The sequence below is a fragment of the Paenibacillus sp. 23TSA30-6 genome (assembly GCF_014858585.1).
In the GTDB taxonomy this organism is placed as follows: Bacteria; Bacillota; Bacilli; order Paenibacillales; family Paenibacillaceae; genus Paenibacillus.
Genome location: NZ_SLTL01000021.1, coordinates 75,608 through 102,190, shown reverse-complemented (window position 1 = coordinate 102,190; position 26,583 = coordinate 75,608). Strand labels below are relative to the sequence as shown.

General features: G+C 46.1%; 23 protein-coding genes, 1 tRNA gene, 4 pseudogenes and 1 CRISPR repeat array. Of the genes and pseudogenes, 15 read left to right on the top strand and 13 right to left on the bottom strand.

Translation table 11 applies throughout. The features are described 5' to 3' along the window. Positions 1-84: 84 nt before the first annotated feature. A CRISPR array of direct repeats spans positions 85-1,129; the repeat unit is 32 nt; unit sequence GTCGCACTCTATATGAGTGCGTGGATTGAAAT. Between the two features lie 241 nt (positions 1,130-1,370). The 4 genes and pseudogenes from E0698_RS18665 to E0698_RS18650 all read left to right on the top strand — a co-directional run bounded on the left by E0698_RS18665 (position 1,371) and on the right by E0698_RS18650 (position 5,363). Next, positions 1,371-1,696, top strand: a pseudogene (locus E0698_RS18665) (ArsR/SmtB family transcription factor). Positions 1,697-1,887: 191 nt separating this feature from the next. Further along, positions 1,888-2,382, top strand: a complete 495-nt coding sequence (locus E0698_RS18660; protein WP_192512539.1) for an SRPBCC family protein — start codon at positions 1,888-1,890, stop codon at positions 2,380-2,382. Between the two features lie 500 nt (positions 2,383-2,882). Then, positions 2,883-4,082, top strand: coding sequence for an MFS transporter (locus E0698_RS18655; RefSeq protein WP_134911426.1), 1,200 nt, complete (start codon positions 2,883-2,885; stop codon positions 4,080-4,082). A gap of 222 nt (positions 4,083-4,304) precedes the next feature. After that, positions 4,305-5,363, top strand: a complete 1,059-nt coding sequence (locus tag E0698_RS18650; protein ID WP_192512538.1) for a lactonase family protein — start codon at positions 4,305-4,307, stop codon at positions 5,361-5,363. A gap of 122 nt (positions 5,364-5,485) precedes the next feature. On the opposite strand, the gene E0698_RS18645 is transcribed toward E0698_RS18650, so the two are convergent. After that, positions 5,486-6,442: an ArsR/SmtB family transcription factor gene (locus tag E0698_RS18645; RefSeq protein ID WP_192512537.1), complete on the bottom strand. Its 957-nt coding sequence runs from the start codon at positions 6,440-6,442 to the stop codon at positions 5,486-5,488. Between the two features lie 273 nt (positions 6,443-6,715). Then, the gene (locus tag E0698_RS18640; RefSeq protein WP_192512536.1) at positions 6,716-7,684 is read right to left on the bottom strand and encodes a flagellar FliJ family protein; all 969 of its coding nucleotides are present in this window, start codon (positions 7,682-7,684) and stop codon (positions 6,716-6,718) included. A 144-nt stretch (positions 7,685-7,828) separates the two neighbouring features. On the opposite strand from E0698_RS18640, the gene E0698_RS18635 reads away from it, so the two are divergent. From E0698_RS18635 to E0698_RS18625, 3 genes are all read left to right on the top strand, one after another. After that, complete coding sequence (locus tag E0698_RS18635) at positions 7,829-8,302, top strand: GNAT family N-acetyltransferase (RefSeq protein WP_192512535.1); 474 nt, start codon at positions 7,829-7,831, stop codon at positions 8,300-8,302. A 62-nt stretch (positions 8,303-8,364) separates the two neighbouring features. After that, positions 8,365-8,997: an NAD(P)-dependent oxidoreductase gene (locus tag E0698_RS18630; RefSeq protein WP_192512534.1), complete on the top strand. Its 633-nt coding sequence runs from the start codon at positions 8,365-8,367 to the stop codon at positions 8,995-8,997. A 33-nt stretch (positions 8,998-9,030) separates the two neighbouring features. Next, positions 9,031-10,779: an NAD(P)H-hydrate dehydratase gene (locus E0698_RS18625; protein WP_192512533.1), complete on the top strand. Its 1,749-nt coding sequence runs from the start codon at positions 9,031-9,033 to the stop codon at positions 10,777-10,779. On the opposite strand, the gene E0698_RS18620 is transcribed toward E0698_RS18625, so the two are convergent. After that, entirely contained in the window at positions 10,763-11,272 is a 510-nt protein-coding gene (locus tag E0698_RS18620; RefSeq protein WP_192512532.1) for a hypothetical protein, read from the bottom strand. The genes E0698_RS18625 and E0698_RS18620 overlap by 17 nt on opposite strands. 177 nt (positions 11,273-11,449) lie before the next feature. Here E0698_RS18620 and E0698_RS18615 point away from each other — a divergent pair, with 177 nt between their 5' ends. Continuing rightward, complete coding sequence (locus E0698_RS18615) at positions 11,450-12,286, top strand: HAD hydrolase-like protein (protein ID WP_192512531.1); 837 nt, start codon at positions 11,450-11,452, stop codon at positions 12,284-12,286. Between the two features lie 236 nt (positions 12,287-12,522). On the opposite strand, the gene E0698_RS18610 is transcribed toward E0698_RS18615, so the two are convergent. The 4 genes from E0698_RS18610 to E0698_RS18595 form a co-directional block, all read right to left on the bottom strand. Next, complete coding sequence (locus E0698_RS18610) at positions 12,523-12,663, bottom strand: hypothetical protein (protein WP_192512546.1); 141 nt, start codon at positions 12,661-12,663, stop codon at positions 12,523-12,525. Between the two features lie 90 nt (positions 12,664-12,753). Beyond that, positions 12,754-14,028, bottom strand: a complete 1,275-nt coding sequence (locus tag E0698_RS18605; protein WP_192512530.1) for an oligosaccharide MFS transporter — start codon at positions 14,026-14,028, stop codon at positions 12,754-12,756. Positions 14,029-14,307: 279 nt separating this feature from the next. After that, positions 14,308-15,339 (bottom strand): ribonucleotide-diphosphate reductase subunit beta, encoded by a 1,032-nt coding sequence (locus E0698_RS18600; RefSeq protein WP_134911418.1) that lies wholly within the window; start codon positions 15,337-15,339, stop codon positions 14,308-14,310. Positions 15,340-15,360: 21 nt separating this feature from the next. Next, positions 15,361-17,694, bottom strand: a complete 2,334-nt coding sequence (locus tag E0698_RS18595) for a ribonucleoside-diphosphate reductase subunit alpha (RefSeq protein ID WP_192512529.1) — start codon at positions 17,692-17,694, stop codon at positions 15,361-15,363. A 529-nt stretch (positions 17,695-18,223) separates the two neighbouring features. On the opposite strand from E0698_RS18595, the gene E0698_RS18590 reads away from it, so the two are divergent. Beyond that, positions 18,224-18,571, top strand: a complete 348-nt coding sequence (locus E0698_RS18590) for an MTH1187 family thiamine-binding protein (protein WP_192512528.1) — start codon at positions 18,224-18,226, stop codon at positions 18,569-18,571. A 73-nt stretch (positions 18,572-18,644) separates the two neighbouring features. Further along, positions 18,645-18,716: transfer RNA gene (locus tag E0698_RS18585), tRNA-Thr, on the top strand. A gap of 157 nt (positions 18,717-18,873) precedes the next feature. Here the strand turns inward: E0698_RS18585 and E0698_RS18580 are convergent. The 4 genes and pseudogenes from E0698_RS18580 to E0698_RS18565 form a co-directional block, all read right to left on the bottom strand. Next, positions 18,874-19,086: pseudogene (locus E0698_RS18580) on the bottom strand (SPRY domain-containing protein); the annotation flags it as partial. Positions 19,087-19,248: 162 nt separating this feature from the next. Next, entirely contained in the window at positions 19,249-19,899 is a 651-nt protein-coding gene (locus E0698_RS18575) for a hypothetical protein (RefSeq protein WP_192512527.1), read from the bottom strand. 451 nt (positions 19,900-20,350) lie between these two features. Next, positions 20,351-21,329: pseudogene (locus tag E0698_RS18570) on the bottom strand (SPRY domain-containing protein). A gap of 432 nt (positions 21,330-21,761) precedes the next feature. Continuing rightward, positions 21,762-22,007 carry a helix-turn-helix domain-containing protein gene (locus E0698_RS18565; RefSeq protein WP_192512526.1) on the bottom strand — a complete coding sequence of 82 codons (246 nt, stop codon included), beginning with the start codon at positions 22,005-22,007 and terminating at the stop codon, positions 21,762-21,764. A gap of 482 nt (positions 22,008-22,489) precedes the next feature. Between E0698_RS18565 and E0698_RS18560 the strand changes: the two genes are divergently transcribed. Both E0698_RS18560 and E0698_RS18555 read left to right on the top strand, forming a co-directional pair. Beyond that, positions 22,490-22,864 (top strand): hypothetical protein, encoded by a 375-nt coding sequence (locus E0698_RS18560; RefSeq protein WP_192512525.1) that lies wholly within the window; start codon positions 22,490-22,492, stop codon positions 22,862-22,864. 90 nt (positions 22,865-22,954) lie between these two features. Then, entirely contained in the window at positions 22,955-23,140 is a 186-nt protein-coding gene (locus tag E0698_RS18555; RefSeq protein ID WP_238354061.1) for a hypothetical protein, read from the top strand. 319 nt (positions 23,141-23,459) lie between these two features. Here E0698_RS18555 and E0698_RS18550 read toward each other — a convergent pair. Further along, a pseudogene (locus tag E0698_RS18550) lies at positions 23,460-24,093 on the bottom strand (acetylglutamate kinase). 189 nt (positions 24,094-24,282) lie between these two features. Here E0698_RS18550 and E0698_RS18545 point away from each other — a divergent pair. From E0698_RS18545 to E0698_RS18535, 3 genes are all read left to right on the top strand, one after another. After that, positions 24,283-25,098, top strand: coding sequence for a DUF2935 domain-containing protein (locus E0698_RS18545; RefSeq protein ID WP_192512523.1), 816 nt, complete (start codon positions 24,283-24,285; stop codon positions 25,096-25,098). A gap of 194 nt (positions 25,099-25,292) precedes the next feature. Beyond that, entirely contained in the window at positions 25,293-25,598 is a 306-nt protein-coding gene (locus E0698_RS18540; protein ID WP_192512522.1) for a hypothetical protein, read from the top strand. Positions 25,599-25,618: 20 nt separating this feature from the next. Further along, a complete protein-coding gene (locus E0698_RS18535) occupies positions 25,619-25,801 on the top strand; it encodes a hypothetical protein (RefSeq protein WP_192512521.1) in 183 nt (60 codons plus the stop codon). Between the two features lie 4 nt (positions 25,802-25,805). Here the strand turns inward: E0698_RS18535 and E0698_RS18530 are convergent, their stop codons facing one another. Continuing rightward, positions 25,806-26,513: an ArsR/SmtB family transcription factor gene (locus E0698_RS18530; protein ID WP_192512520.1), complete on the bottom strand. Its 708-nt coding sequence runs from the start codon at positions 26,511-26,513 to the stop codon at positions 25,806-25,808. Positions 26,514-26,583: the final 70 nt, after the last annotated feature.

Sequence of the window (26,583 nt, the reverse complement as noted above, 5' to 3'; positions counted from 1 at the left end):
TTTAAGAATCTACTGAAACAAGCTTGACTATGAACCTATTTCTATACGGCGTTACCCATCCAATAGAGCGAAGAGCCGTATTAAGTCGCACTCTATATGAGTGCGTGGATTGAAATATATCATAGTACCTCCTCGATAAACTCGCATTCCTGTCGCACTCTATATGAGTGCGTGGATTGAAATTCCGTTGTGTATTGTCTATGGTTTGATTTTCATGTCGCACTCTATATGAGTGCGTGGATTGAAATTCCCCTGCCCCATCGACACGCCCATTCAAATTCCTGTCGCACTCTATATGAGTGCGTGGATTGAAATATAGAGCAGTCCAAGGTAAGGCGGTTAGGAAGTGGCATGTCGCACTCTATATGAGTGCGTGGATTGAAATATGGAATACTTGGGGTCTAGGATGATGTCTGTACTGGACGTCGCACTCTATATGAGTGCGTGGATTGAAATAATCTTGGACCGAAGTATCTTTATCTGTTGGAAACTCAGGTCGCACTCTATATGAGTGCGTGGATTGAAATACTATAAATTCAACCTTCGTACCGTCTGGATAGTGTCGCACTCTATATGAGTGCGTGGATTGAAATCATGAGAAGCGTTCGTTTCAGGCAGTTGAGATACAGTCGCACTCTATATGAGTGCGTGGATTGAAATAATCATGTTATTTATCCCCTTTCGTTTTCAACGTTGTCGCACTCTATATGAGTGCGTGGATTGAAATATTTGCAACTCTTCAACCGACTGGAATTTCAATGGGTCGCACTCTATATGAGTGCGTGGATTGAAATATAATGAAATAATAGCCAGAATAAATATGCTGTTAGGTCGCACTCTATATGAGTGCGTGGATTGAAATTCCCTGGTTCGGGTTGAGGAGCCGCCATGTTTCACGTCGCACTCTATATGAGTGCGTGGATTGAAATCTGCTGAAACTGTTAAAATTATTGGCAAAGTAGTTGTCGCACTCTATATGAGTGCGTGGATTGAAATATCCTCATTAACAGTCGTGAAATGGTTGAAAGTGTCAGTCGCACTCTATATGAGTGCGTGGATTGAAATGGTGCGTATCGTGTGCGGCTTAAAAACGTTACGTCGCACTCTATATGAGTGCGTAGATTGAAAAAAGATCTTTGGCCATAGATTATCAAGTCTATAATATGGGAGGGCTTTGACGTATTCTACGTTAGCAGCTCTCTCATTTTCTTTCAGCACATACAGAATATCAAGATCTATTTATCATAGTATTCAACGTGTGCATTGATAGGAGGAAACACATGACCAAGATGATGAAATTTGCTTATAGTGTATACCTTGACGGGTATACTCCTTATAGAATATATTCAAAGCGAAAGGAGGCACATTATATGGGCGTGAGCATGAAAACTTTGAGTGCACTTGCCGAACCCAACCGATTATTACACATTGTCGAGCTTTTACGTGACAGGCCCCTTACTGTAGGAGAAATAGCTGATCGACTTGGTGTTCGTCAGCCGCAAGTGTCTAAACATCTACGTATACTTAGTGATTCCGGGCTCGTTGAGGTACATCCAAGTGCGAATCGCCGCATCTATAAGCTGCTGTCACAGCCTTTCTTGGATATCTGGACGACTGGATTGGTTCCTTTCGAACCATTTGGGAGGATAGATTCGAGCGCTTAGATGATTATTTAAGTGAGCTACAAGCAAAGTAATTATGAAAAACGGCTAGCAATGGAGCCTCGAGTAAGCAGGAACCACGAAATTGTGGTGCCGGAGCGGATTGTCTGCGTCGACTCCTTTTCTGATAAATAATGTAATATCGTACAGGGAATGGCGGAATGGGATTTGTAGGATCTGCAAAAGAGAGATATAAAAAACAACAAAAATTATTGGAGGATCTACAATGTCAAATCAAATCGAAATCACTTATACCTTCAATGCTCCACGAGAACTTGTGTTTAAGGCATTCACCGAATCACAACATCTACAAAATTGGTGGGGGCCAAAAGGATGGATGTTTCATGTTGCGAAAGCAGATTTCCGTCCGGGGGGTGTCTTTCACTATAGCCAGCAACCTGCTGACGGCGAGAAAATGTGGGTTAAATTTTTATACAGTGAAATAGTTGCAACGGATAAAATCGTTTACGCCAGTTTCTTTTCTGATGAGGAAGGTAACAAAGTACGTGCCCCCTTTGATGCAAACTGGCCTCTGGAAACCCTGAATAACATGACGTTCATCGAGAACGAAGGAAAAACAACCCTTACAATGATTATGGCTCCTTCATCCCCGACTGAGGAAGAGTTCAAAACCTACTTTTCTTCACAAGAGATGGTTCAGAACGGATTTACCGGGACGTTCGATCAATTAGCCGAATACTTAAAAAACAGTTCGATATAGCAGTAGCAAAAAAACACCGTCCACCGGTGTTTTTTGTTATTTATAACTATCCTTCCTCTATGGAGTATCGCTTATCCGCCATATTTTGGTGGTCATATGCCTGCGATGAGGTCATCTTTTGAAAGATAGTTGCCGTTAATTTTCCTATAACTCAAAGGACGCATTATTAAGTCTTGATAATCGAATAAAATGGACTGCTTTGTGTCGCACTCTATATGAGTGCGTGGATTCTGCTAATGTTATACTGGCAGTTCCTTTTTTTATGCATTGAATATAGAACGCATGTTTGTATATAATATATGCAGAAGAGTTATCTACGTACTCCACGATGCCAAATGCAAGCTGCTAAGACTATTTCAGATTATTGATAATATTTTAGTGTGATTTATGATTGTTATTTGCTCGTGGGTCTATTAATATAGTGGAGAGTTTTGAACTAATAGTTGCAAAATAAGATTTTCGTATGCGAAATAAATAACCTTAGGAGGACAACACGCAACATGTCAGAGTCACAATTGAAAATGGGGCCGTTGGTCATTTTGATGATTAATATGTTTATTGCCATGCTGGGAATTGGCCTCATCATTCCGATCCTCCCCAAATTCATGGGTTCCCTCGGAGGCACTGGTGAAACGGGAGGCTACCTGGTTGCCGTGTTCGGCTTGACCCAGTTTCTGTTTTCACCGTTGGCTGGTGAATGGTCCGATAAATACGGACGCAAAAAAATGATCATTATCGGTTTGGTGATCATGACGATTTCTTCAGTATTATTTGCCATTGGGCATTCGTTGACGATGCTGTATATATCCCGTTTGCTCGGAGGCGCAGGGGCTGCCTTTATGATTCCTCCGATGATGGCTTATATTGCCGACATTACGACGGTACACAATCGCGGTCGGGGAATGGGTTTGTTGGGCGCGGCCATGTCTCTTGGGTTTGTTATCGGCCCTGGTGTGGGCGGCTTGCTGGCAGATATTTCGATACGCACGCCTTTGTACGTTTCGGCTGGAGTATCGGGTGTGGCTGCCCTGGTTTCGTTGATTTTGCTGCCCGAAACCTTGTCGATGGAGAAACAGTTGAAATTCCGGAATGTCAAAGTCAAACGCGACAATGTCATTAAGCAGTTTGCACTTTCTTTTCGCAAGCCGTACTTCATGCTGTTGATTATGATTTTCACCCTAACCTTCGGGCTGACGCATTTTGAAACGATGTTTCCTTTCTTCGTGACAGGCAAGTTTCATTATAATGAGCGTGATATTGCCATCATTATTACGGTAGGGGCGCTGGTCGGAACGGTGATTCAGGCGGTTGTGATCAGTCCGTTGTTGAATCGTTTTGGGGAAAAAGGTGTCATTATCGGCTCCTTTCTGTTTTCCGCGATTTCTCTTGTGCTTATGCTGCTCTCCGGGAACTTTTATTATGTACTGGGGGTATCGCTCATCTTCTTTACCGCCACGTCGCTACTGCGACCAGCCATTAATACGGCTTTATCCAAAATGGCCGGGGATGAGCAGGGAGTTGCAGCCGGAATGAACAATGCCTATATGAGTATCGGTAATATTTTGGGACCTGCGCTGGCGGGTACGCTGTTTGAGGTGCATATCAATTTGCCGTACATTTTCGGGGCGGCCATTCTCATTCTTAGTTTGGGGCTGGCTGTAAAATGGAACAGCAAAGGTACGCAAACGACAGCGGTTTAATGTTATTTTTCCTGTAAACATAGTCTCTTTTGGCGTGAAATGTGATTTGTTCTTGTGAACCACAGATCGCGCCGAAGGAGACTATTTTTTGTATACATAGCGAAATCGTAAATGAAACGACTGAATCTTGGGTAATAATGCATGATGAGTTTATGAAGAAGACGCAGGAATGAAATACAGCTCGATAAAATATGGGCAACAGCCCAAAGGAGACGAGGGCCGATGGAAGAGCGAAATGAACAGTTATTTTATACAGGAACTTATGCGTCTCGCGATGATAGAGGTATTTATATATGCGCTTTACATGTGGAAAACGGTGATTTGCGCATCATTGGAGGCGTGGAAGGAATCGAGCGGCCTTCATTTCTGGCACTGCACCCGGATGGAACGAAGCTGTATGCCGCCAGTGAAACAGAGGAAGGTGAGTTGTACGCGTATCAGGTACATGCGCAGACGGGAGAGCTGCACCCATTGGATCGAAAAGGGACAGAAGGGGCGCATACTTGCTATGTCTCAGTGACAGCAGATGGACGGTATGTAATGGCTTCCAATTATTCAGGCGGTAATGCTGTGGTATTCCCGGTGACGGAAGCTGGCGGGTTGGGGGAAATGTCGGGGCAGGTTCAACATACCGGCTCAGGTATTCGTCAGGACCGTCAGGATGCGGCACATCCGCATTCGATTATTCCTGATCCTTCAGGACAGTATGCAATGATATGTGATCTGGGGCTGGATCAGATTGTGGTATACCGTTTGACGGAAGACGGGAAACTGGTGACCCATCGTGAGGCAGACCTGCCGCCCGGTTCCGGTCCGCGTCATCTGGTCTTTCATCCTTCGCGTCCCTATGCCTTTGTGGCTAACGAGCTGAATAATACTGTCGCTGTATTTAGCTACAACGAACGCAACGGGGAGCTTCAATTGCTTCAAAGCTTGTCCACACTGCCGGAAGGCATCATAGATGTGGAAAATACAGCCGCGGACATTCGGATTACGCCTTGTGGACGCTATCTGTACGTGTCAAACCGGGGGCATAACAGCATCGTGCTGTACCATGTCGATCTGGACAGCGGCAAGCTGGAGACGGTTGAATGGGTGGAGACTTTTGGCAGCACGCCGCGTAACTTCAACATCCTGTCCGGGTATCTGGTTGTCGCGAATCAGGACGGGAATAATATCGTATCCTTTGCTATTCACGGCGATGACGGACGCTTGACTCGAACAGGATATGTGCTGGAAGTTCCTTCACCCGTATGCATTGAACCTGTGCGGCAGTCATAACGTATGGCAAAAAGGCACGTTAGAACAAGATGAAAAAATAAAAACACGGTGCTTTGCTTGCCATGAACGCATGGGGCAAAGCGCCGTGTTTTAGGGTCTGAGAAGGAAAATGGTCTGAAAGTTTATTTGCTGCTGTCGCCAGCTTCTACCGTTGCTGTTTTCGTATGGTTTTCCGCAGGCTTGTAGTACAAGCGGAACAGAATGTCCTGATTGTAGTTACCGAATCCGGTACCGAACAGGGTAACCCCTCCAACATGCTTGGCATCATCCAGAATGGCAATGCGGAATTTCCATTGCTTCTGATCAATCAGCACCTGGCTTAAGGTCACATTGGATATTTGCTTGCCGTCCATAAAGGTACCCTCAGACGTAACGCGAAGTCTTTTGAGCAGACCGTATTGGTTGATAAAATCAGGCCACCATGCAGGTGTGTATTTTCCCCGGTTATCGCCGAAATCTCCCGGGCTGGTCCAAGTCCCCAGATTCACATCGTTCAGAAAAAAGGTAATGTCCGAAGGCCAGTTGTCATTGGTAAAAGGGGCCTCAGACGATAGCTCCATCGAAATTTCCAGCTCCTCGGCCTTTTGGCTGGACAGGAGGAAATTCGGTACTTTATAATCCATATATCCTTGGCTAAACCACAGAATTTTGGAATTGAAGCGCTCAGGGTCCAGAAATGAACGAGGCTCGTCGAATTCTCCGATAATTTTCTCGACGGTAGCCAGCCCGCAGGTCGGCTGAATTTCAAAATCCGTAAAGTGCCCGACGGAAATCTCCGTATGATGAAATTGCCGTACATCCTGCTGATAGCGGGGCATGGCTATTTCAATTTTGTCCGTAGCCAGTGAGCATACTTTCTGAACGCCACCGCGTCCGGGCAGCATTTTGGTCGAAATAATGGACGCTCTCTCCAGCTTTTTAACATGCATGGTCATGATGGCACTGCTTAGTCCCAGCGCTTCCGCCAACTCGCGTATATTCATAGGCTTCTCCGCAAGCAGAACAATCATGTTCAGCCGTACCTCGCTGGCCAGTGCTTCATATACGGGAAGTGATTTTTCAGAAATGTCCAGTTGCATAGTTCCTCCAATTCTAACGCACATCAACAATTGATGATAGTTTAACATATATGGATTTTTTTCAATATTCATACATAAAAAACGATATGATTTACATTTATATAAACAATATACCCTTTCCTTGATTGTCGGCACAAGCTTAACCCATCAAAAAGCCTAAAATTGTTCAAAAAACAGGACACCCCATAAAAACCATTCGGTGTCTGTCGGGATGTCCTGCGAGGGTATGCGGTTGAACGTTCATGCTGTATATGATCCTGCTTCGCTTGCCGTTTAGGAACGGCTATGCTCCTCCGCCAAAGAAGAGTCGGACGTTCTGTCTCTGTCTGCTGTGTGCATTTCCGGATATTGAGAAGGATCGGCCTCCATCAAGCCGGGATGACCGACATAAGGGCGATCACTCCGTGAGCGGCCTCGGGTGAGTCGGAAGCCGATCAAAAACAGGGCAAGCTGCACAGCCAGTATGTAGGGAGAAGCCTCCGGTCCGATCCATTGAAACAGGGCAACGGCGGCGATCATAATGGACAACAGGCTTGTCGGGAAATGGGATGCCGTCACATCCAGATCATTTTGTCTGCGCAGGGTCATCAACCGGTATACGTACAGCAGGGCGATCAAGCCGGAAGCAAATCTCATCCATGTACACCATATGAGCCAGGATGCAGATGGGACAGCTTCGGGCAGACTATTATAGATTGTACTATACGACATAAGTTCCACAATCAGCCGTGAGATTAGCCACACTATACCCGTCAGCGCCAAAGGCCCGGCAGCGGGACGCAGCAGCTTCCATAAAGCCGTACCCCAGCCCGGAGCATGCGATTCCAGCAGAACAAGTCGACGTTCGTCGATTAGTTTGTTCATTTCGCGCTCCAGTGATTTGAGAAGCAATTCCCTGCGGAATGCGTCACATTCTCTTAGAGATGCCTGAACCTGTTCCTGAAGGTGCGGGGTTAAATAGGGAGCAGCCTTCGCTTCCTGAAGGGCATGAATCAGTCCACTCTGATGTTGGCGTGTTTCACTGTTGCTTATGCCGTTCTGAGTGGAGGTTTGGAGATAGCCTGCCAATCGTCCGTAGATACGCAGCGATTCCTGTAATTCATTCAACCGCTGCTGACGTGAATTTCGAAGCTGGGCTGCGCTGTGAACATACAGCCACACCAGCAAAGACAATGCCAGCAGGACGGCAATCAGACCGGGTGAGATATATGCGGCCAATGCCGCGAAGTCCGTCGGGGACACCCGCAATCCCTCCTTCCATTGTTCTTTCTACACTATTGCACAGACCACACAGGCATTTCAAGGGCTTGGTCACGTCTGACAGAGATATATGAAGTATTTTTTGGTAAAATAGACAAGATGATAAGCAGGGAGGGGAGATTCAGCATGAACGAGTATATAGAAAATACCGCAGAACATCATAGAGGATCGAATCATCCGGACGGGCAGCTTCGCGTGGAGTACGTCGTTCCATCCGTTGAGGAGTATCGGGCACTGCGGAAGGAGGCGGGTCTGACGCAGATTACAGAAGCAGCAGCAGCCAAGGGCCTGCCGAACAGCCTGTTTGGGTTGACGCTACGGATCGGGCAGGAATTGATCGGCATGGGCCGGGTGAGCGGTGACGGCGGTGTTTTCTTTTTGGTGACGGATATTGCAGTCAAGCCCTCCCATCAGGGAAAAGGTTACGGGCGTAAGCTTATGGAAGAGATTATGGCCTATTTGAAACGTGAGGTTCCAGCGGGTAGCTTTGCGACGCTGATCGCAGACAAGCCAGCCGACCGCTTGTATGCGCAATTCGGCTTCCAATTGACCAGCCCTGGATCGGAAGGGATGTACTGGCGGCAGCCGGGCGGGGTTTGAGCAAGGGCCGAAGTGGATAAGTAATAGTAAGGAAATTATAGACAGGAAGAAGGCAAGGACATATGAAAATCATTATTTTTGGAGCAACAGGAACCATTGGGCAAGCATTGGTGAAGGAGGCCATCAAGCGCAAGTACCAGGTGACGGCGGCGGTGCGTGATCCGCAGCGTGTGACGGAGCAAAGTGAGTATTTGACGGTCGTTCAAGCAGATATTTTGAATCCCAATTCCGTAACAGCCGTGGCGAAAGGACATGATGCCATTATTAGCGCCTACGGTCCTAAGTTTGGAGCCGAGGAAGAATTGCTCGAAGCAACCCGTTCTTTATTGGAAGGAACCCGGCGTTCCGGCGCAGAGCGCATACTGGTAGTCGGCGGGGCTGGCAGCCTGAAAACGGAAAACGGTGAACGTCTGATGGATACCGCCGAGTTTCCAGAGGAAGTCAAGCCACTGGCAGCCGCACATGCCGAAGCACTGGAGCTGTATCGTGCTGCGGATGTGGACTGGACATATTGCAGTCCTGCCGCAATCATTGAGTCGGGACGGCGTACAGGACAGTTTCGCATTGGCTTGGACCATGTAGTTGTTGATGAATTGGGTCACAGCCGCATCTCGGTTGAGGATTATGCGGTTGCTTTGATTGATGAGCTGGTGGAAGGGGAATTTGTGAATTCCCGTTTTACGGTCGGGTATTAAAAACAGGGATGGCAATACGGGAGGCGAAGAAGCATGTATATGGTGACCGCCGAAGAAATGCGGCAACTGGATCGGTATACGATTGACAAGCTGGGCATCCCGGCCCTTACCTTGATGGAAAATGCCGGGCGTACGGTAGCTGACGAGGTATTGAAGCTCTACGCTGTGGAAAGTGGATGGAGCTATAAGAGCTTCTCGGAAAGCCATGTGGATTCAGCATACGGTACGGAACGCAGATATATAGTGGGGCAAGATGCTGCCAAGCAAGGATATGATGAGGGTCCATTCTATGGTGAACAGGTCGCCCACTCAGGGCCTGGGGATACGCCGGGATATGGCGGTGTTATTCGGACGGAGCCTTGGAGCCACGGGCGGCATGCCATGTGGGCACGGGAGCATTGGTATATTCTCGTCGGCAAAGGCAACAATGGCGGCGACGGTCTGGTGGCGGCCCGTCATCTGACGGATGCGGGCCTGCGCGTCACCGTTGTGTACGCTGAGTCGCCGGACTCGCTGCGCGGCGAAGCGGCGGTGCAACGCGATACCATCGCGGCTCTGCACATCCCGACCCTGGTCTACGGCCGGGATGCCCTTGACCTGCGCGGCGCCTCCGGCATCGTAGATGCCCTGCTGGGCACGGGCACACAAGGCCCGCCGCGCGAACCCTACGCCTCGCTGATTCGCGAGGCCAATGCCAGCGGCGTGCCGCTGGTGTCGGTAGACGTGCCTAGCGGCCTCGACGCCGACACAGGTGTGCTGCACGAGCCGTGCATTCGCGCACGCGTCACTGTATGCCTCGCCTACTTGAAGCGTGGGCTCGTCCAATACCCGGGCGCCGGGAACGCAGGCGATGTAGTGGTACGCTACATCGGCATCCCGCCCGGGCTTGCCCGTGAGCACGGCGTGCAGCTACGGCTCCTGACCCGCGACACGCTGCGCGAAGCGCTGGGCGTGGACGTGAGCCGCAGCCGCGTGCCGGATGGGCACAAGGGCACCTACGGACACGTCCTCGTCGTCGCGGGAAGCCTGCGCATGAGCGGCGCGGGCCTGCTGGCCGCACGTGCCGCCCTGCGCATCGGCAGCGGCCTTGTCACGTGGGCGGTGCCCGAAGCGCTGCTGCCGCGCCTCATTGGAGCCGCGCCGGAGCTGATGCTCGCTGCCGCAGCCGCAGGTGGAGACGGCGAGTGGAACGCCGACTCCGCGGACGAGCTGCTTCAGCTTGCGCAGACGCGCGATGTGCTGGCCGTCGGGCCCGGCCTCGGCCGCTTCGCAGGAGACACCGGCTGGCTGCGCCGCCTGTGGGAAGAATACGGCGGCCCGCTCGTACTTGATGCGGACGCTCTGAACATCCTCGCTGCAGCGGGGCCAGAGCTTGATGCCTGGAAGCCGAGAAGCGCGGCGGTTGTACTGACGCCGCACCCCGGCGAGATGGCCCGTCTGCTGGGCATATCGACGGCCGAGGTGCAGCGTGACCGCATCGCCCATGCCCGGCAGTACGCCCAAACACGCGGGGTGACGCTGGTGCTCAAGGGAGCGCGTACCGTCATTGCGTGCCCGGACGGAACGGCTTATGTCAACACGACAGGCCACGCCGGGATGGCGACAGGCGGTGCAGGTGATGTGCTGACAGGCATCATTGCAGGCTTGCTGGCGCAGGGCTTGAGTGCTTCGCAGGCAGCAGCCTTTGGAGTATACCTGCACGGCAGGGCTGGAGAAGCAGCAGCGCGTCATCGCCAGCATGCCGCCTCGGTCATTGCGGGTGACATTATTGAAGCCCTATAATCCATAATAGTAAGGGCAGGAGGAAGGCCAAGATGATCTGTACCCCAAATTCACGGCTCTGCCAAGGTCTTCCTGCATAATGCCTTCCCCGGTAATATAGTAATGTGATCACTGTACCCGCGATGCCGTTATTCCATGAGACTCCCGTTCCTTCGGGCGATATAAAAGAACCGAGCAGGAGGAAGATACTGAATCCTGCGGCAAGGTACAGGGTGAGCAGCTCCGGTTTTCGCAGCCAGGGCAAGAGATCGTGCAGTGCATCGGCGACAAGAGCGGCCGGTAGGGCAAAACCATATGCCCATAGCTGCGCGGTCAGCTCACCGCCATTACCTGCTATGGTTACAGGAATCCCCGTAATTGCCTCTGCTATATAGCAATAGGCCCATAACAGGCCGAACACCAGTCCTCCGCAAGCCAGTTTGTTCAGCGCATAACAACCCAACTCCATTCGCCAAGGCATCTTGGGATTATATTCATTCCATGGATGTCTCATGTTGCGATTCCTCCTTAGTACACTTCATCACAATCAGTAATCCACAACCAATCAAGGAATTTATTTTCAATTACACTCCGCTGACGCTTTACGGCACTTCATTTTACGTTAGCTGTGTATCATGGTCCTAAGAAATAATGACAGCGGATAGCCGCGTTACGGAGAGGCGGGGATTGCATGATACAAGCGGTTATTTTTAATCTCGAAAGTACATTGTTGGACCCCGGAGGACGAGGCTTAATCCAGGGAATACGCGATATTTTCAGATGGAAGGGTGTGCAGGTAACCGAAGAACAGGCATCTCATGGGCGAGGATTACCGATCCGTGATCATATTGCGAATGTGCTGGCACTTTCAGAGGTTCGGAAAAAATGGCTGGATTGCTTCGGTACGCACCCCGGGAGGGCGGATATTGAGCATATTTACCTTGAGCTTGTCCCTGTTCTCCGTTCCTTGATCCAGGGAGCTGAACCCACTTTCGGTATGGATAAAGCGCTGAATGAGTTGCAGGATCGGCGGATTCAGTCAGGTGCCACCGCATCTTGCCCGATGGAGATGCTGGGCAACGTTTTTACGCCTGAACAGTCCCCATATGCACTGGATTGCACAGTAGCTCCCTGTGAAGTTTCACAAGGGCGTCCTTATCCATGGATGATCTATGAGATTGCACACCGATTACAGGTTTTTCCGCTTAGCGATATTGTAAAAGTAGGAGATACGGCAGCAGATATGCAAGAGGGCAGGAATGCTGGTGTGTGGACAATAGGTGTGCTGAATCATAGCGAAGGTGCGCTGACCGCGCCGCAAGCAACTAACCGTGAATCCGACGACAGAGTGGCTGAGGAACGGCGCAGACAGAACGTATACGGATTAAAAAGGGCAGGAGCCCACATCGTCATGAACTCGGTCGCTGACTTGCCGCGTATTTTGCGTGAAATCGAAATGCTCCAGCATACGGGCGGCTATCCTTCCTATACAAAGCAAGTAAAAACAGCGTTGATGCCTCCGTCGTGAGTAGCGTTGATATACTGCGGAGCTATGAACTGGATTACACGGTTCTAGGTTATATGTATGCGCCACGCCGGACGAAGGTGAACTTCTCAGCTTCTGGGCAGGAGACTATTTTAAAATTGTATCTCGAAGATTCGGCTGAAACTAAAAAAGGGGATGACCTTGCCACAAACGGCGTTAGGTTCATCCCCTTTTAAAAATAGGTAGTGATTAAATAAATATCTATTGTTCGTTGGTCTTCACCCGGAATGGGTCAGATTACGTGATACTTCGGATAATTCTTTTACCGCAATGGCCTGCTTTTGGGCGCTTGCCGATACATCTTCCGTCATTCCGGCAGTCTGCTGCGCCGTGCTGGCTGTCTGATCCGCTTGGCTCATAGAGACATCGGCTACTTGCTCCAGTGTATTTTTAGCAAATGAAGCCTTGCGGACAAACCTTATGATTTGGATGTCGATGTCACCATTAGATCACGAATGAACTGTTTCAGCTTTTTTAACTGCTCTTTTCAGGTCCTGCTTGCGACGTTCCTCCAAATATCGCTCCCCATTCTTCTTGTCTGCTGTCAGCGTAAAGCAGGAAATGATGGTGAACAGACCTGCAATGGAACCCAGAATTAAATAAGTAATTGGGAAATTCATAACTTCATACATATGTCCGACAATTGGCGAGAAAACGGAAACCACCAGGGAGCCCATAAACAAATACAACAGGTACATGGTGGAGGACAACCGCTGGTCAAAGTTAACGGTAATGTACTTGAAAATGGCCACCAGAATAAGCGGCTTCTCCAGGGAGTGAATCATCTTCATCGCAGCCACCCATATGGAACCGAATGGCAGCGAAGAACCGATAATACGCAACGACATAATCGCCCCGGCAATAATCAATGCCCATTTGGCGGTCGTTTTGTTCACAAACCAAGGGGTAACAAACAGGAACACAAATTCCAGGAAAACCTGCGCAGCGCTCAAATCGCCAAGGAATTGATTTCCTTCCGCTTTGGAACTGAACTGCGATACGAAATATGTGGCAAACTGCTGGTCATATACCTCATAAATTTGGGTCACACCCACCATAAATAGCATAAGAAACCAGAACTTTGTGGTACGTACGAGATGCAGCACATCCATTAGCTTCAACGATTCTGTTTTTTGCTGCTCCTGTCCGGAAATTTCGACTTTGGTCAGGAAGATACAGATCATAGCAACAACGGCGGATACGGAGGCAATCCAGAAGGTCAGATTTACATTGATATTGATGACCCGTCCCGCAACAAAAGTAGCCGCCGCCCACCCGAGTGAACCCCACATACGAACCCGTCCGTATTCAAAGCCGTATTTGCGCGAAACTTTGTCCATATACGAATCGACGACACCGTTACCTGCATTAAACACCAGGCCGATAAATAGCGCACCGACAATGGCACCAATGACGAACTGCGTTTGAAGCAATGGACCGTACACATAGATAAAAAAGGGTCCGACGAGCAAAAGGATCGTAAAGAGTATGTACAGCAGATGTTTTCTCAAGCCCAGCTTGTCGGATAAGTAACCGAACAGGGGCTGCATGACCAAGGCGACGATTGAATTAGCCGCGTATAGAAACCCCGTGTAGGTTTCTGAAATCCCCAGGCTTTGCCCCAGCCAAATGACAAAAAAAGACATGGCCGCAGACCATGTAAACAGATAAGCGAAGTTAAAAATACTAAGAGACCAATAGTTGCGTTTTGCCAAATTTATCATGTTCAAGCACCCCTTCAAAGTGTAGCCGCTCAATGTGTTGCAAACGTGATTATGCATTGTCTTTACTATTAATTGTAAGGATTATTCCATTGAATCCATAGGGCACTTTTCCAAGATTTCCTGTGCTTTTCGCAATCAGTTGCTGGATTCTGTAGAAACACAAAACAGCCTAACGACGTATATACATCGTTAGGCTGTTTTTGTGTAATCGGGTGAGTATAGGGAATTAATTAAAAGATCTAGCCCGGTAAATACCGAGTTAAGGCTGTATCTGCTTAATTACAAATCGTCAAATCCGTTGTCGTCTCCGACCTTGCCGTAATTGCGCGATTTTGCTTCAAAGAAGTCAGTTTTTGTCGCGTTCAGCGCTTCATCCGAGAACGGCTTGATCCAAGGCATACAATTTACGTCTACACCTTCGTAGGCTTTGTCCATACCGAGCAGTCTCAGGCGCATGTTCGCCATATACTTGATATAATCGCCCAGTTCGTTCAGGTCGATGCCGCGAACCTCTTTGAGCGTGTAGTGCGCCCAGTTGGTTTCCAACTCGACTGCACGGTCGATCATGCGGTATACATAATCCGTATTTTCTTTCGTGTCCAGCTCAGGGAAATCAGACAACAATTGCTTGAACACTTCGGCAAAAAAGTAGCAATGCTGATTTTCATCCCGCTGGATATACGAGATCATTTGGCTGGTCGACATCATCTTCTGATCACGGGCCAAATTATAGAAGAAAGCGAACGTACTATAGAAGAAAATGCCCTCTAAAATCAAGTCCGCCACCATCGCCTGGAAAAAGGTTTGCGGATTCTGCTCATCACGGAACTCCTGATAAATGTCTGAGATGAACGTGTTACGCTCCAGCAGCACAGGATCATTTTTCCAGTATTCAAAAATTTCCTTCTGCTCCTGATCCGATACCAGAGAGGACAGCACGTAAGAGTAGGACTGGTTATGCACGACTTCCTGCTGCCCGATAATGGCCGACACAGCTTCCAGTGAAGAATCGGTAAAGTAGCGTTTTACATCCCCGACGAACATCGTTTGCATGGAATCCAGCACGGCCAGCAGGCCGATGTTGATTTTGAACGTGCGCTGTTCTTCGGCATCCAGTGTTGGGAATTGGGATGCGTCCTTGGACATCGGGATTTCATCCGGAATCCAGTGGTTGAGCAGCAGCACCTTGTACAGCTTGTACATATGCGGCATCCGAATATCGTTCCAGTTCAGAATGCCGGAGTTTTCGCCTTCAATAATGCGGGTAGAGCGGTTAGGTGCTTCCGTGTTAAAAATCTTTTGTAACTGCATGGGAGATTCTCTCCTTTTATTTTAGGATGCACAGCTATCGCATTCTTCAATCGTCAGTGCGCGACTGCGTACATAATAGGTTGATTTCATACCTGATTTCCAGGCATGGATGTGCAGTTCCAGAAATTCAGTAGCTTTGATATCCGGGCGCACATACAGGTTAAAGCTTTGGCCTTGATCAATATGACGCTGACGGGCAGAAGCCATGTTGATCGAAGCATGCTGATCCAGCAGGAAAGCCGTTTTGTAGTACCAGATCGTTTTTTCGTTTAAGTCCGGTGCAGGGTTAGCGATCTTGTAGGTTGTTTTCTCTTCATAGGAAAGCAGCTCATACAATGGATCAATGCTGGCCGTAGAACCTGCGATGATAGAGGTGGAACCGTTAGGCGCGATGGCGAACAGCCATGCGTTGCGAACACCGTTTTGTTTGACTTCTTCCGCAAGTTCACTCCACTCGGACGTGGTGACAAATTTGCCTTCACGTGTACCGTCCGTATAGCCACGGGATGTGAAATAATGCCCGGTAGACCAGTCAGAGCCTTCAAATTTGGCATAACGGCCTTTTTCCTTCGCGAGCTCCATGCTTGATTTTACAGCCAGATAGTTAATTTTTTCGTACAAATGATCGTTATAAGTTACCGCTTCATCGGATTCCCAACGGATGCCTTCAAGTGCGAGCAGATGATGCAGTCCGAACGTACCCAGACCGACTGCGCGATATTGACTGTTCGTATATTGTGCTTGCAGCACCTCAATATTGTTAATATCAATAACGTTATCCAGCATACGTACCTGAATCGGTACGAGACGATCCAGCACACCTGCCGGAACGGCGCGAGCCAGATGGATGGAGTTCAGATTACATACAACAAAGTCGCCAGGAATTTTGGAAATGACAATGCGTGTTTGTCCGTCCTTGGTGACCAGTTCTTCTTTTTCCACTACAGTTGCAGATTGGTTTTGCATAATTTCCGTGCACAGGTTGGAGGAATATACCATACCGTGGGCGCGGTTCGGGTTCGCACGGTTTACCGTATCGCGGTAAAACATGTACGGAGTACCTGTTTCCAACTGCGATTTCATCAGGCGCTTCATGATGTCGATAGCAGGCACCGTAATGCGGGAGAGAATTGGATGCTGTGACGCTTCCTCATACTTCTCGCGGAAGGAGCCTGTACCAAAGGCTTCATCGTAAAAATCCTCCAGCCCCAGTGGACGGCCGTTGTCATCCTTCCAGCCCATGACCTTCTTCACTTCATGCGGGCAGAACAGATTCCATTCGCCACGTGCTTCCACCCGCTCCATGAACAGATCGGGCAGACATACGCCGTGGAACACGTCATGCGCACGCATCCGCTCGTCGCCGTTGTTCAGCTTCAGGTCGAGGAACGCAAGAATATCTTTGTGGAATACGTCCAGATAGACGGCAATCGCGCCTTTACGTGTACCCAGTTGGTCTACGCTGACCGCTGTATTGTTCAGCTGGCGAATCCACGGGATGACGCCGGAGCTTGTATTTTTGTGTCCACGGATGTCGGAGCCACGTGCCCGTACTTTACCGAGGTATACGCCAATGCCGCCGCCCATTTTGCTGAGACGGGCTACATCGGTATTGGAGTCGAAAATGCCTTCCAGCGAGTCGTCTACGGTGTCGATAAAGCAGCTGGAGAGCTGTCCGGCCACCTTTTTTCCGGCATTGGACATGGTTGGTGTAGCTGCCGTCATGTACATGTTGCTCATCGCCCAGTATGCTTCCTTGACCAGTTCCATACGCTTGTCGGCAGGTTCTTGGTGCATCAGGTACATCGCGATGATCATATAGCGTTCCTGTGGCAGTTCCATCACGCGTCCATCAAAATCATTTGCCAAATAGCGCTCAGACAGCGTCAATAGCCCGATATAATCGAACAGCAAATCATTTTGTGGCAAAATGGCTTCGCCTAACTCGTCAATTTGCTCTTTGGTATAGTAGTCGAGCAGCTCTTGACGGTAGATTCCCTTTTCGACTAACTCGGTAATGAGTGGATAAAAAGCACCGTAAGGCTCGTCTGCGTAGGATTTGTAACGGCGGTGAGTAGCCGCTTTTTTATATAAGGAAGTGAGCAAAGCACGCGCAGCAGCGAATTTCCAGTCTGGTTCTTCTTTGCTAACCAGTTCAAGGGCAGCCATCGCAAACGCGTTGCTGATTTCATCTCCCGTCACTTCGTCCCGGCGCAGCTTACTGGTTACACCACGAATGAGACGATCTTTATCCAGCTTGTCCAGCCCGCTGAGTACACGGTCGGCATATACGGAAATGCGTATTTCATCAAAAGCCAACTGGCGATTGTTTGGTTTGGTTACGAGTTGTGGCATAGGATTAATTCCTCGCTTTCCTGATTTGGAATTCATACTTAGGGAATAGGCATGAAAATGATCATGATGAAAAAGATAATGATGAAAAAGCGATGGTTCAGACAGCATTTGGGGGCTGTATGTAATCCAATAACATAGAAATAGCGATGCACCTGCCAATGAAGGGGGAAAAGATGGTTCCCGTACGATTTATCGGCTACATCACTATATTTAGACGTGTTATGAATATTTAACCCAACATATTGTGTGTATAAACTTAAAATTTCAAATAAGTGCAAGGAGTATTATAGCAACATTCGAAGCCATACGTAAAGGAAAAGGAATGGAAAATCAAAATATGCAGAGAAGTCGCGGGCTGTATTTGAATTGAGGCTGTTTGAACGGTACAATGAATGATAAAGATGTTTCCTACAGAAACAAGCAGCATACATATGAACTTTTTTTGTGAAATAAGGTTGCTCGCTCTATCGGACTGAGGTTTTAGATTTTTAAAGAAGTGACGATTTTAAATTAAAGGAGGAACTTGGCGATGGCTATTGCAGAAGTGACAGTGATCCCGATTGGTACGGGGAGTACAAGCCTGAGCGACTACGTTGCCCAGATGCAAAAAGTGTTGAAGACGCAAAAAGGAATTACCTATGAGCTTACCTCCATGAGTACAATTATTGAAGGTTCGTTGGACGATGTGTTCACCGCCATTGCTGCGCTGCACGAAGCGCCATTCCTGTCAGGAGCCAAGCGCGTTTCCACCTCGGTCAAAATTGATGATCGCCGTGACAAGCCTTCCTCCAGTCACCAAAAGCTCCGTTCCGTCGCAGATAAACTATCTGGCACCGCGACAGGAAATGTTACCGAACTAAATCCAAATCCTAGTTGAAAAAGTTGATGTAAGTGATTGATTTTTATGTAACTAAGAGTATAATAGTTTTTGTTGTCAGTTACACTGACCTGCTGGTGTAGCTCAGGGGTAGAGCAACGCACTCGTAATGCGTAGGCCGGGGGTTCAATTCCCTTCACCAGCATTCTATGAAACTCAAGCACAGCGCGGCTTCCAAGCTTTTTGGAAGCCGCGCTTTTTTGTTGGAGTGAGGAGAATGCAAACAGTTTGCAAACCTTTAGTCAGTAAATGTAAAAAAAGGACTCAATGGGCATTTAGCCGGATAGAGTCCTTCTTGTTGTTTATTTAGTTAAATACTCACTTACTTCAAAGGTAAGGATTTTATTGAAGATTACGTAGTCCTTCCGGTTGCTGAATGGACCTTTGTTGTTATTATGCTTATCAATGGCAAAGAATGAAGCATCTCTGCCGGCATCTTTAGCATCATACCAAGCGATGAAGGCATTCAGTTCTTTTTTGCTCAGATCGAACTCTTTATCCAATCCATTGTCCATCGGAAGGAGTCACAATCTCACCTGAAAGATCGCTTTTCATAGTGAATATACAATTTCTTAAAAAATTAAGTATCTTACGGGAACTTTACCGGAACGCACTTAATTTCACCAATTCTGTTGTGATTTAAAAGAAAAAGCCCCGAAGGGCTTACTTTGTTAAAATTATTGATTTTCTTTTGAAAGAAAAGAAGCTGCTAACAGTGTAGTATTCGTATAACCACCTGAAACATTTTCATACGAAAAATTAGCGATAGGAACTCCAATAACTGAAGCAACGTCTCCTTCAAAGATTTCTCCACTTGCACCTGGATATACTGCCATTACTGTATTATCATTTTCATCACTAATATAAACGATAGCCATTGTCCCTGCAGCAATGTTATCTTCTTCTATATCTATTACATCGCCGCTTATTTTTACAAATTTGTTTAAGTATAAATTCAGATTTTTATTTAAGTGTTTTGTTGTTACAGATTTGTCTACTAGATTAATGACTTTGCTTTTATCTGTTGAAGGAAATAAGTCACTGTTTTTAACAATGAAGTCGTAAGATGCTTGCTCCATAGAAGCTTGATCTTCTGTTAAAACAGGTGTCCCATTTTTCATGAATTCGGCAAATAAATATTGTTGATCTGTGACCTGATTATTTGTAGAACTTTGCTGAGCAGTATTCTCATTGCTCGCTGTTTGTTCTGTAGCAAAGGATGTACTTGAAGAATTAGACCCTGCTTTTGTTGTTTCTTCTTTTATATTGCTTCCACAAGCTGTTAGAGCTACAGAAAGTAGAGTAATCAATAAAACTTTCTTTGGCATGATGAATTCTCCTGTGAGTATCCTCATCGGTTGAGGTAGTTGCTCATTTTATCTTGTTACCTTTTATTATCGAATATTAGTGTTGAATATGTAATACTTTTCAAGTTTTACATCAATGATAATAAACAGTGGCTCATTCTATTCTAAAGGCATTTCATTAATATGTGATATCGGACGTAATGCGTTGCTAAAAATTGTATAAACGATTCAGTCTGTCAGATCAGACTATGTCGCAAAGCCGGGGGTTTAATTCCCTTCACTAACACATTACAACCTCAAGCACAGCGCGGTCTCTACGCTTTTGGAGACCTGAAATAAAACGATTTGCAAACCTTTAGTCTAGAAAAAATGTATCGTCCAGTAGTGCAATTTAGGCGTGATTTCGAGATTAGAGTAACTGTAAAGAAGGACTTCATTGGCATGTTAGCCGATATGAAGTCCTTCATAATGTTTATTTAGTTGAATACTCGCTTACTTCAAAGGTAAGGATTTTATTGAAGATTACGTAGTCCTTCCGGTTGCTGAATGGACCTTTGTTGTTATTATGCTTATCAATGGCAAAGAATGAAGCGCCTCTGCCGGCATCTTTTGCGTCATACCAAGCGATGAAGGCACTCAGTTCTTTCTTACTCAGATCGAATTCTTTATCCAATCCATTGTCCATTGTTACAGTCAGAATAGCGCGGTCACCAGTTGGTTGGGAGGACTCATCTGTATCCGACGGATCCGGTGTTGTAGACGGATCAGGCTTTGTAGACGGATCCGGTGTTGTAGACGGATCAGGCTTTGTAGACGGATCCGGTGTTGTAGATGGATCAGGCTTTGTAGATGGGTCAGGTTTTGTAGATTCGCCAGTAGCTTGATAAGGTAAAAAACCTTCTGGTACAGAATATTTAAAAGCGCTTGCTCCAAAATTGGCTTCAAGTCATTGTTCCAGATGTTCCATTCATGACCATCGGGAAAACCTGAGACCCTTCTAGTTCAGATGGTTTAACGGTGTTGGCTCCCAGGGAAACACCATTCTTGTACCAAACAATTTTATCGCTATCTAAATCCAGTGCAACACCGATAACATCATTAAGTCCAAACGTAGGACCATAAGCTGTTCGTACGTCTGATGTAATGTTATTTATAATTTGACCACTATAACCGTAGTATCCTTGATATTTCGGACCAGATTCACCTGTTATTCCTACTAATGAAATACTGTGGCTAACCTTTACTTCCCAATACCATTTTCCTTTTGTTTTTCCCACTGTCGCTTTGTCGCTTTGTCCTACGCTCCCTAGAGAAGTTACTACAGATCCGTTTTTCCAAGTTACATTTGTAGTCTCAGCTTTTGTAACGGTAGGGAACAATGAGAACACTGAAACCCCAATGATAAGAGCTAACATGATTGTTCCTAGTTTTTTAAACATGATATTTTTCATGACTTCCTCCTAATATATGTAGTGACAACTGAATTATAAAACGGGGTTAGAAGGATTGTCTAAACATTAAAGTCTATATCTATAAATAAATGTTGATTTTTAGGATGTTTATTTCTATGGTGAAGTGTTAGTTCTTCCTTATACTTATGATAGGGCCACCAATGTTCTGTTGAATAACTGCTTCCTGAAGATTTGGGAGTGCGTTAGAGTAGTATCCAACGTAACAGTGATATATGAATGCCAGAGGTGTTCTTAAACAATTTTGATGCAAGTGGAATATATAAGCTGAGGTTTTACGGCTCCCAACAAAAAGACTAAAACTGCATTGGAGCTCGTTTCTTATAGTGGCTGATTTTTTAACATTCCCTCTGCACCAATAGAAACTCTGTCCCAACGTAAAAAGGACCCTCAGCAGCTCTGGTCCTTTTTGGATTATTCAGTACTTTCTTTGGCATTCAATATGTAATCAATTTCAATTATGTCCCCGATATCTGTAATTTCAAGTACCTCAATAATCTTTGCCAGATGGTCTTTATTCAAAACACTACGGGAACCACGGACAATTTCACTAATGGTACTTGGGCGTAGCCCTGTTAACTGAGATAAAGTCCCTTGTGTCATTCCCTTTGACTCCAGAATCTTTCCAAGCTTGACTACGATTATAGCTTTTTTTGACATATAATCGACCGTTCCTTCCCCTTGATTCTTGCTTAGTTATGTTTGTGTTGATTTTAAGTGAAACTAAAAAATAACGCAAAAATATATTGACAATAACGTTATATGGTTATATTATAAATAACGAAATAACGTTAAATCGGAATATTGATTTATGACCACGGCAACAATCTCGTTATTGACATAGTTGATGATAAGATAGTACAAAAATTCGCATCTAATCAAAGTGGTTCTTCATTATTGTACAGCAAGTTAATCCGCAATTCTACGTGAGTAAACATGAAGCAGTATATATTCTTGATGTGAAGAACACAGATGCTAGAAATTTAAATTCCAATTTTGTGTATAACAATGTATTTGCGATATAAATATGTTTTGTAATGATAGTGAATCGCTGCTACATAACCCACCCATTAGGTAATAAGGGAATTGTCAGGAGCCCTTACCAAGTTGGACGGATAAACACTAAGAAGGAGTGCATAAAAATGGAGACTAAATCAACCATACTAGAATGGGTGGCAATGGTATATGGACCTTTTGACCATTTACATATGTATGAAATATATGAAGGTGTGCTTTATGATGGACGCTACTTCTTTCACATTGAGGACGGACGTTTGTGGATGCGTCATGTGCGGAGGTTGGAGCATCCCGAACATACACACTTATTCGTCGATGGTGACAGTGGTGGGTTGCAACTGGCAGAAGGCATTCAGCGTGATCTCATGGAGGTTGTTTCAGAAACCATTGACCAGCTACGCTCTATGGATGGCATGACTTTTTTGCTTAATGAACTGCTATGGTTGGAAGGGGAAGGGCGCTGTGACATCCAGTTGAATCTCGTAAGCAACAAGGGATAGCATTTACAGGGATTTTTGTCGTAGAAGGAATTGTTATATTGTTCACCGAATGAAATATTCGAGGTGATCGTCTTGAAGCATACATATAAAATGTTGAAAACAGACATGGAGCTATTTGGAGCGGCTTTAACCCAGGTACATGTATACGTTGTATCCGTCGATGAAGAATTACGTGTGACATTTGAGGATTATGGCGGAGTGGTGGAGGAGATCACACCAGAGTCGGTTAAGATCGCCCGTAAAGATTTTATACGAGAACAGTTGAATTCCGGGTAGACCTAAAAGACTCCGCTGGCTTATAGCCGGGTACGGCGTCCTTTCGTCTTAGTTTCCCGCCCAAGAAATACTTAGGCTTTAGATTCAGCGCTGCGTTCGGGACTTGCTTTGGACAAAGCTTGGCGGACACTTGCTGCGTTGTGTTCGCGATAGCTGGGGGTTTCAGGCTGTTGTCGCCAGAATTCATTTAAACCGCCAGCGTCTATAGCGTCGAATCCAAGTTCTTCAATAAGTTAAAAGGTTTTTAAACTTCCCCGATGTGCAAAGTACGCCTTTCAAGCCTTTTGAAGGTTGTGCTTTTTTGTTAAAATAAGTGGAATTACATAAATATTCCAGGGAATTGTTTAGCGATTGCGTCAGTGATCGTATCCGCCATCTCTAACGCTTCCGCCTCAATTTTATCATATATCTGAACACTTGTTTTATAATCGTTGGTGATCATTGAGACAGCCACTGATTTTGTTAAAGTTAAGTGTTCGTAGAACATTTTCCTAAATTCTTCTTTAGGTAGATAGGGATTGATACGGCTTAAAAACTCGGAAATTTCATCGGCGTTGGAAAACCACTTTTTTTCTGTAGTTGCAACCAGATTTTGATCTCCTGCTATGGCTGCTTTAACAGTCCGCAGCAAGCACTAAATGCTCCCTAATTAAGTTACCGTATGTTTGAGCTACATGATCACCATACAAAGGCCGAAGTGAATTCCCCATATCTGTTGCATTTTGAAGAAGCCGGGCGGTAACCACGTTCACATCAGGTAGATGAAAGACCAAGCTAAGGATGGTCATCCTGGTCCAGGCTATATGTTGTTCCCACAGCATACGCATGAAGCTTTTCAATTCAACCTTCGCCTTGCTTACACAATGGGGATTTTTGGTCATTAGATGAGCAGGTGTTACTTGATCCGATCGCCAATAATGATCGTATGGTTGTATTACCGAATGTATCTGCATAATAGTGCTACATTATTCGAACTCATATTGTTGGGTGAATGTCCCTAAAAAAAGTCATCTTCTAGCAGAACTTCTAAACAACTTCGGAATTAGATTTGTATGAGACGCGGGACTTCGATAATCATAATGACAAGGCATATTCCATATGACTAAGTAAGTGCTTTTTGCTCACACAGAGGAGGGATAGGATTGGATGCATTCGTTGCGCGCTCATTAGATGAGATACGATTTTGGTCCAGGATCATGAAGGAGCATTCATTTTTTCTGGGGTTAGGTTTTAGAGCGGAAGATACTCAACTCATTAAAGAAGCCAATCAGTTTCATGCTATTTTTGAGGATATTGAGAGAAGATCACACGATTTTAATATCGATACTGACCCTCATACAATCAAAGAGTTTAATACGGAGGTCCAGAATGCAGCGACTCATATTTGGGCGTTTAAGAGAATGGTATTGGGCCTTATATTGCAATGCAAGCTTCCCGGACAAACCAATTTCCCTTTACTGGTAGATCATGTAAGCCGGGAAGCGAATTATTTCAGAAACCGTTTAGAGGAACTCAATTCGGGAAAGCTCGAACCATTACCCGATGCAATTATTGATGAAAATGTATTTTTCTTAAAAATCATGGCCGATCACGCAAAATTTATAGGCCATTTGCTTGATCCATCCGAACGTAAACTGGTTGAACAAGCTAGGGAGTTTAGCAATGATTTTGATACACTGATGTTTCAAGCAATTGATTTAAGTCATATGCGGCCACAGTCGCAGACCGTTCCACTCTTGAGTCAATTTGTTGATGAAAACCGTGTCTCTGTTAAGTCCTTGCGTGATTTTAAGAAAACAGCGCGTGATTTAATCGACGAATGCCGAATAAAAAGTATTATCCATCCTTTATTAGCCGATCATGTATTTCGTGAAGCTGAGCGCTTCCTTTTTATTCTCGATATGTTTGATCAATCTTTATCAGGTGTTAAGGTGAATAAGAAAGAAATCATGCACTGATATGCTGTCGCTGATGTGTAGCCTAAATAATTAAAACGTAATCCTTCAGACTGGGACACAGTATTCCCCAACAGGAGGTGCGCCAAGACCATATCTTTTAAATCCTAAACAGGTGTCGAAATTTATTAATCAGTCCAGTGGTTAGTAACCATTCAGGATGTGAACCCGTCTGAGTATTCAGGGGGGGATGATCAATGAACAGCTTCACGTTGTTTAGACGAACTATAGCAGTAGCTAGTACCGCAGTGTTACTATTATCCGGCTGCACGCCAGCGAAGGACGAGGAACATGAAAAATCGTCTGTAGAATCCACACAAGTGGGGCCATCGGATAAGCACGAAAAAGAGTGTTCAAATGTAACTATTGATTACGCATCTTTAGCAAAATGGAATGGCGTTACCTATAGGGCCAGCTATGAGAACGACAATAGTAATTTGCACAAAGGGGAGAAAGTTGGCGCAATTTTATATCGCATTTTTCCGAAGCCTATCCTAAACTGAACTACGTTCCATTTGACCAAATGTACAAACAGACCAAGGGATTGGCCGGGAACAGCTACTATCTCCAAATTGAAATGAAAGACGGATCAACGAGAAACCTTGCCTATCATATCCAATCTAAAGCCTTCTATCCTGCCGGATATGCTACTCCTGAACTGGCTCAGCTTGTGGAAGAACAACGTAAACGAATATACGCCAAATAAAGGACTACAGCTCAGAATTATCCTTCCCGATCTCTATCGAAAATACTTCTTTAAAACCTCTCTCACCATCTGCTGTAATGTATATTGCCCGGGTTTTGGGCAGGCGTTGAATCCAGTTTAATTCTAATAATCTGTCCAAAAGAGCATTCCCCAAGGCTCCGGCCAGATGGTGGCGTCGTTCACTCCAATCTATGCATTTATATGAGAAGGAGCGGCGCTTTTTTTTCGTTGCTTCAAGGTCAATTTGAAAGTCTGCAAAGAACGCCCTCCCTTTTTCAGTAACAGAGAACCCGTCCCGATCCTGCGAAATGTAATCTTTTTGAATGAGAGAAGCCGTTAGCTGTACACCTAAATGACCTGCCAGATGATCGTAGCAGGTTCTTGCCTGACGTATGGCTTTGTCTTCGGAAGCATGCTGGAATGACTTGATTGGAACAGGTGGAGCTATGGATAAAAATGACTCCATTACCCGGGCAACTTCGGGATTTTGAATGCCGTAGTAACGGTGACGCCCTTGTTTCTCTACAGTAACGACTTGAGCCTCGGTCAATTTAGCCAAATGGAAGCTGGCGGTTTGCGGTTTGATGCGTGCCATATGGGCCAGCTCGCTTGCAGGATGAAATCTGCCGTCTAATAAGGCGGTTAAGATGGCTGCGCGGGAAGGCTCGCTGACGAGAGAAGCAATCATGGCTACATTTGATTTGGCGCTCATGGCACAGTTATCCTCCTTTGTAATCCATACTTCGATGAAGATTGAAGTATTTATATTCTACAATAAGGAG

Bases quoted from the DNA above. Each gene is read 5' to 3' on its own strand.
- E0698_RS18560 (WP_192512525.1), top strand. From the start codon at position 22,490: ATGGAGACTAAATCAACCATACTAGAATGGGTGGCAATGGTATATGGA.
- E0698_RS18660 (WP_192512539.1), top strand. From the start codon at position 1,888: ATGTCAAATCAAATCGAAATCACTTATACCTTCAATGCTCCACGAGAA.
- E0698_RS18645 (WP_192512537.1), bottom strand. From the start codon at position 6,442: ATGCAACTGGACATTTCTGAAAAATCACTTCCCGTATATGAAGCACTG.
- E0698_RS18610 (WP_192512546.1), bottom strand. From the start codon at position 12,663: ATGAGCCAAGCGGATCAGACAGCCAGCACGGCGCAGCAGACTGCCGGA.
- E0698_RS18615 (WP_192512531.1), top strand. From the start codon at position 11,450: ATGATACAAGCGGTTATTTTTAATCTCGAAAGTACATTGTTGGACCCC.
- E0698_RS18605 (WP_192512530.1), bottom strand. From the start codon at position 14,028: ATGATAAATTTGGCAAAACGCAACTATTGGTCTCTTAGTATTTTTAAC.
- E0698_RS18655 (WP_134911426.1), top strand. From the start codon at position 2,883: ATGTCAGAGTCACAATTGAAAATGGGGCCGTTGGTCATTTTGATGATT.
- E0698_RS18535 (WP_192512521.1), top strand. From the start codon at position 25,619: ATGTACAAACAGACCAAGGGATTGGCCGGGAACAGCTACTATCTCCAA.
- E0698_RS18575 (WP_192512527.1), bottom strand. From the start codon at position 19,899: ATGCCAAAGAAAGTTTTATTGATTACTCTACTTTCTGTAGCTCTAACA.
- E0698_RS18600 (WP_134911418.1), bottom strand. From the start codon at position 15,339: ATGCAGTTACAAAAGATTTTTAACACGGAAGCACCTAACCGCTCTACC.
- E0698_RS18530 (WP_192512520.1), bottom strand. From the start codon at position 26,513: ATGAGCGCCAAATCAAATGTAGCCATGATTGCTTCTCTCGTCAGCGAG.
- E0698_RS18620 (WP_192512532.1), bottom strand. From the start codon at position 11,272: ATGAGACATCCATGGAATGAATATAATCCCAAGATGCCTTGGCGAATG.
- E0698_RS18540 (WP_192512522.1), top strand. From the start codon at position 25,293: ATGAACAGCTTCACGTTGTTTAGACGAACTATAGCAGTAGCTAGTACC.
- E0698_RS18555 (WP_238354061.1), top strand. From the start codon at position 22,955: ATGTTGAAAACAGACATGGAGCTATTTGGAGCGGCTTTAACCCAGGTA.
- E0698_RS18590 (WP_192512528.1), top strand. From the start codon at position 18,224: ATGGCTATTGCAGAAGTGACAGTGATCCCGATTGGTACGGGGAGTACA.
- E0698_RS18625 (WP_192512533.1), top strand. From the start codon at position 9,031: ATGTATATGGTGACCGCCGAAGAAATGCGGCAACTGGATCGGTATACG.
- E0698_RS18635 (WP_192512535.1), top strand. From the start codon at position 7,829: ATGAACGAGTATATAGAAAATACCGCAGAACATCATAGAGGATCGAAT.
- E0698_RS18565 (WP_192512526.1), bottom strand. From the start codon at position 22,007: ATGTCAAAAAAAGCTATAATCGTAGTCAAGCTTGGAAAGATTCTGGAG.
- E0698_RS18650 (WP_192512538.1), top strand. From the start codon at position 4,305: ATGGAAGAGCGAAATGAACAGTTATTTTATACAGGAACTTATGCGTCT.
- E0698_RS18630 (WP_192512534.1), top strand. From the start codon at position 8,365: ATGAAAATCATTATTTTTGGAGCAACAGGAACCATTGGGCAAGCATTG.
- E0698_RS18595 (WP_192512529.1), bottom strand. From the start codon at position 17,694: ATGCCACAACTCGTAACCAAACCAAACAATCGCCAGTTGGCTTTTGAT.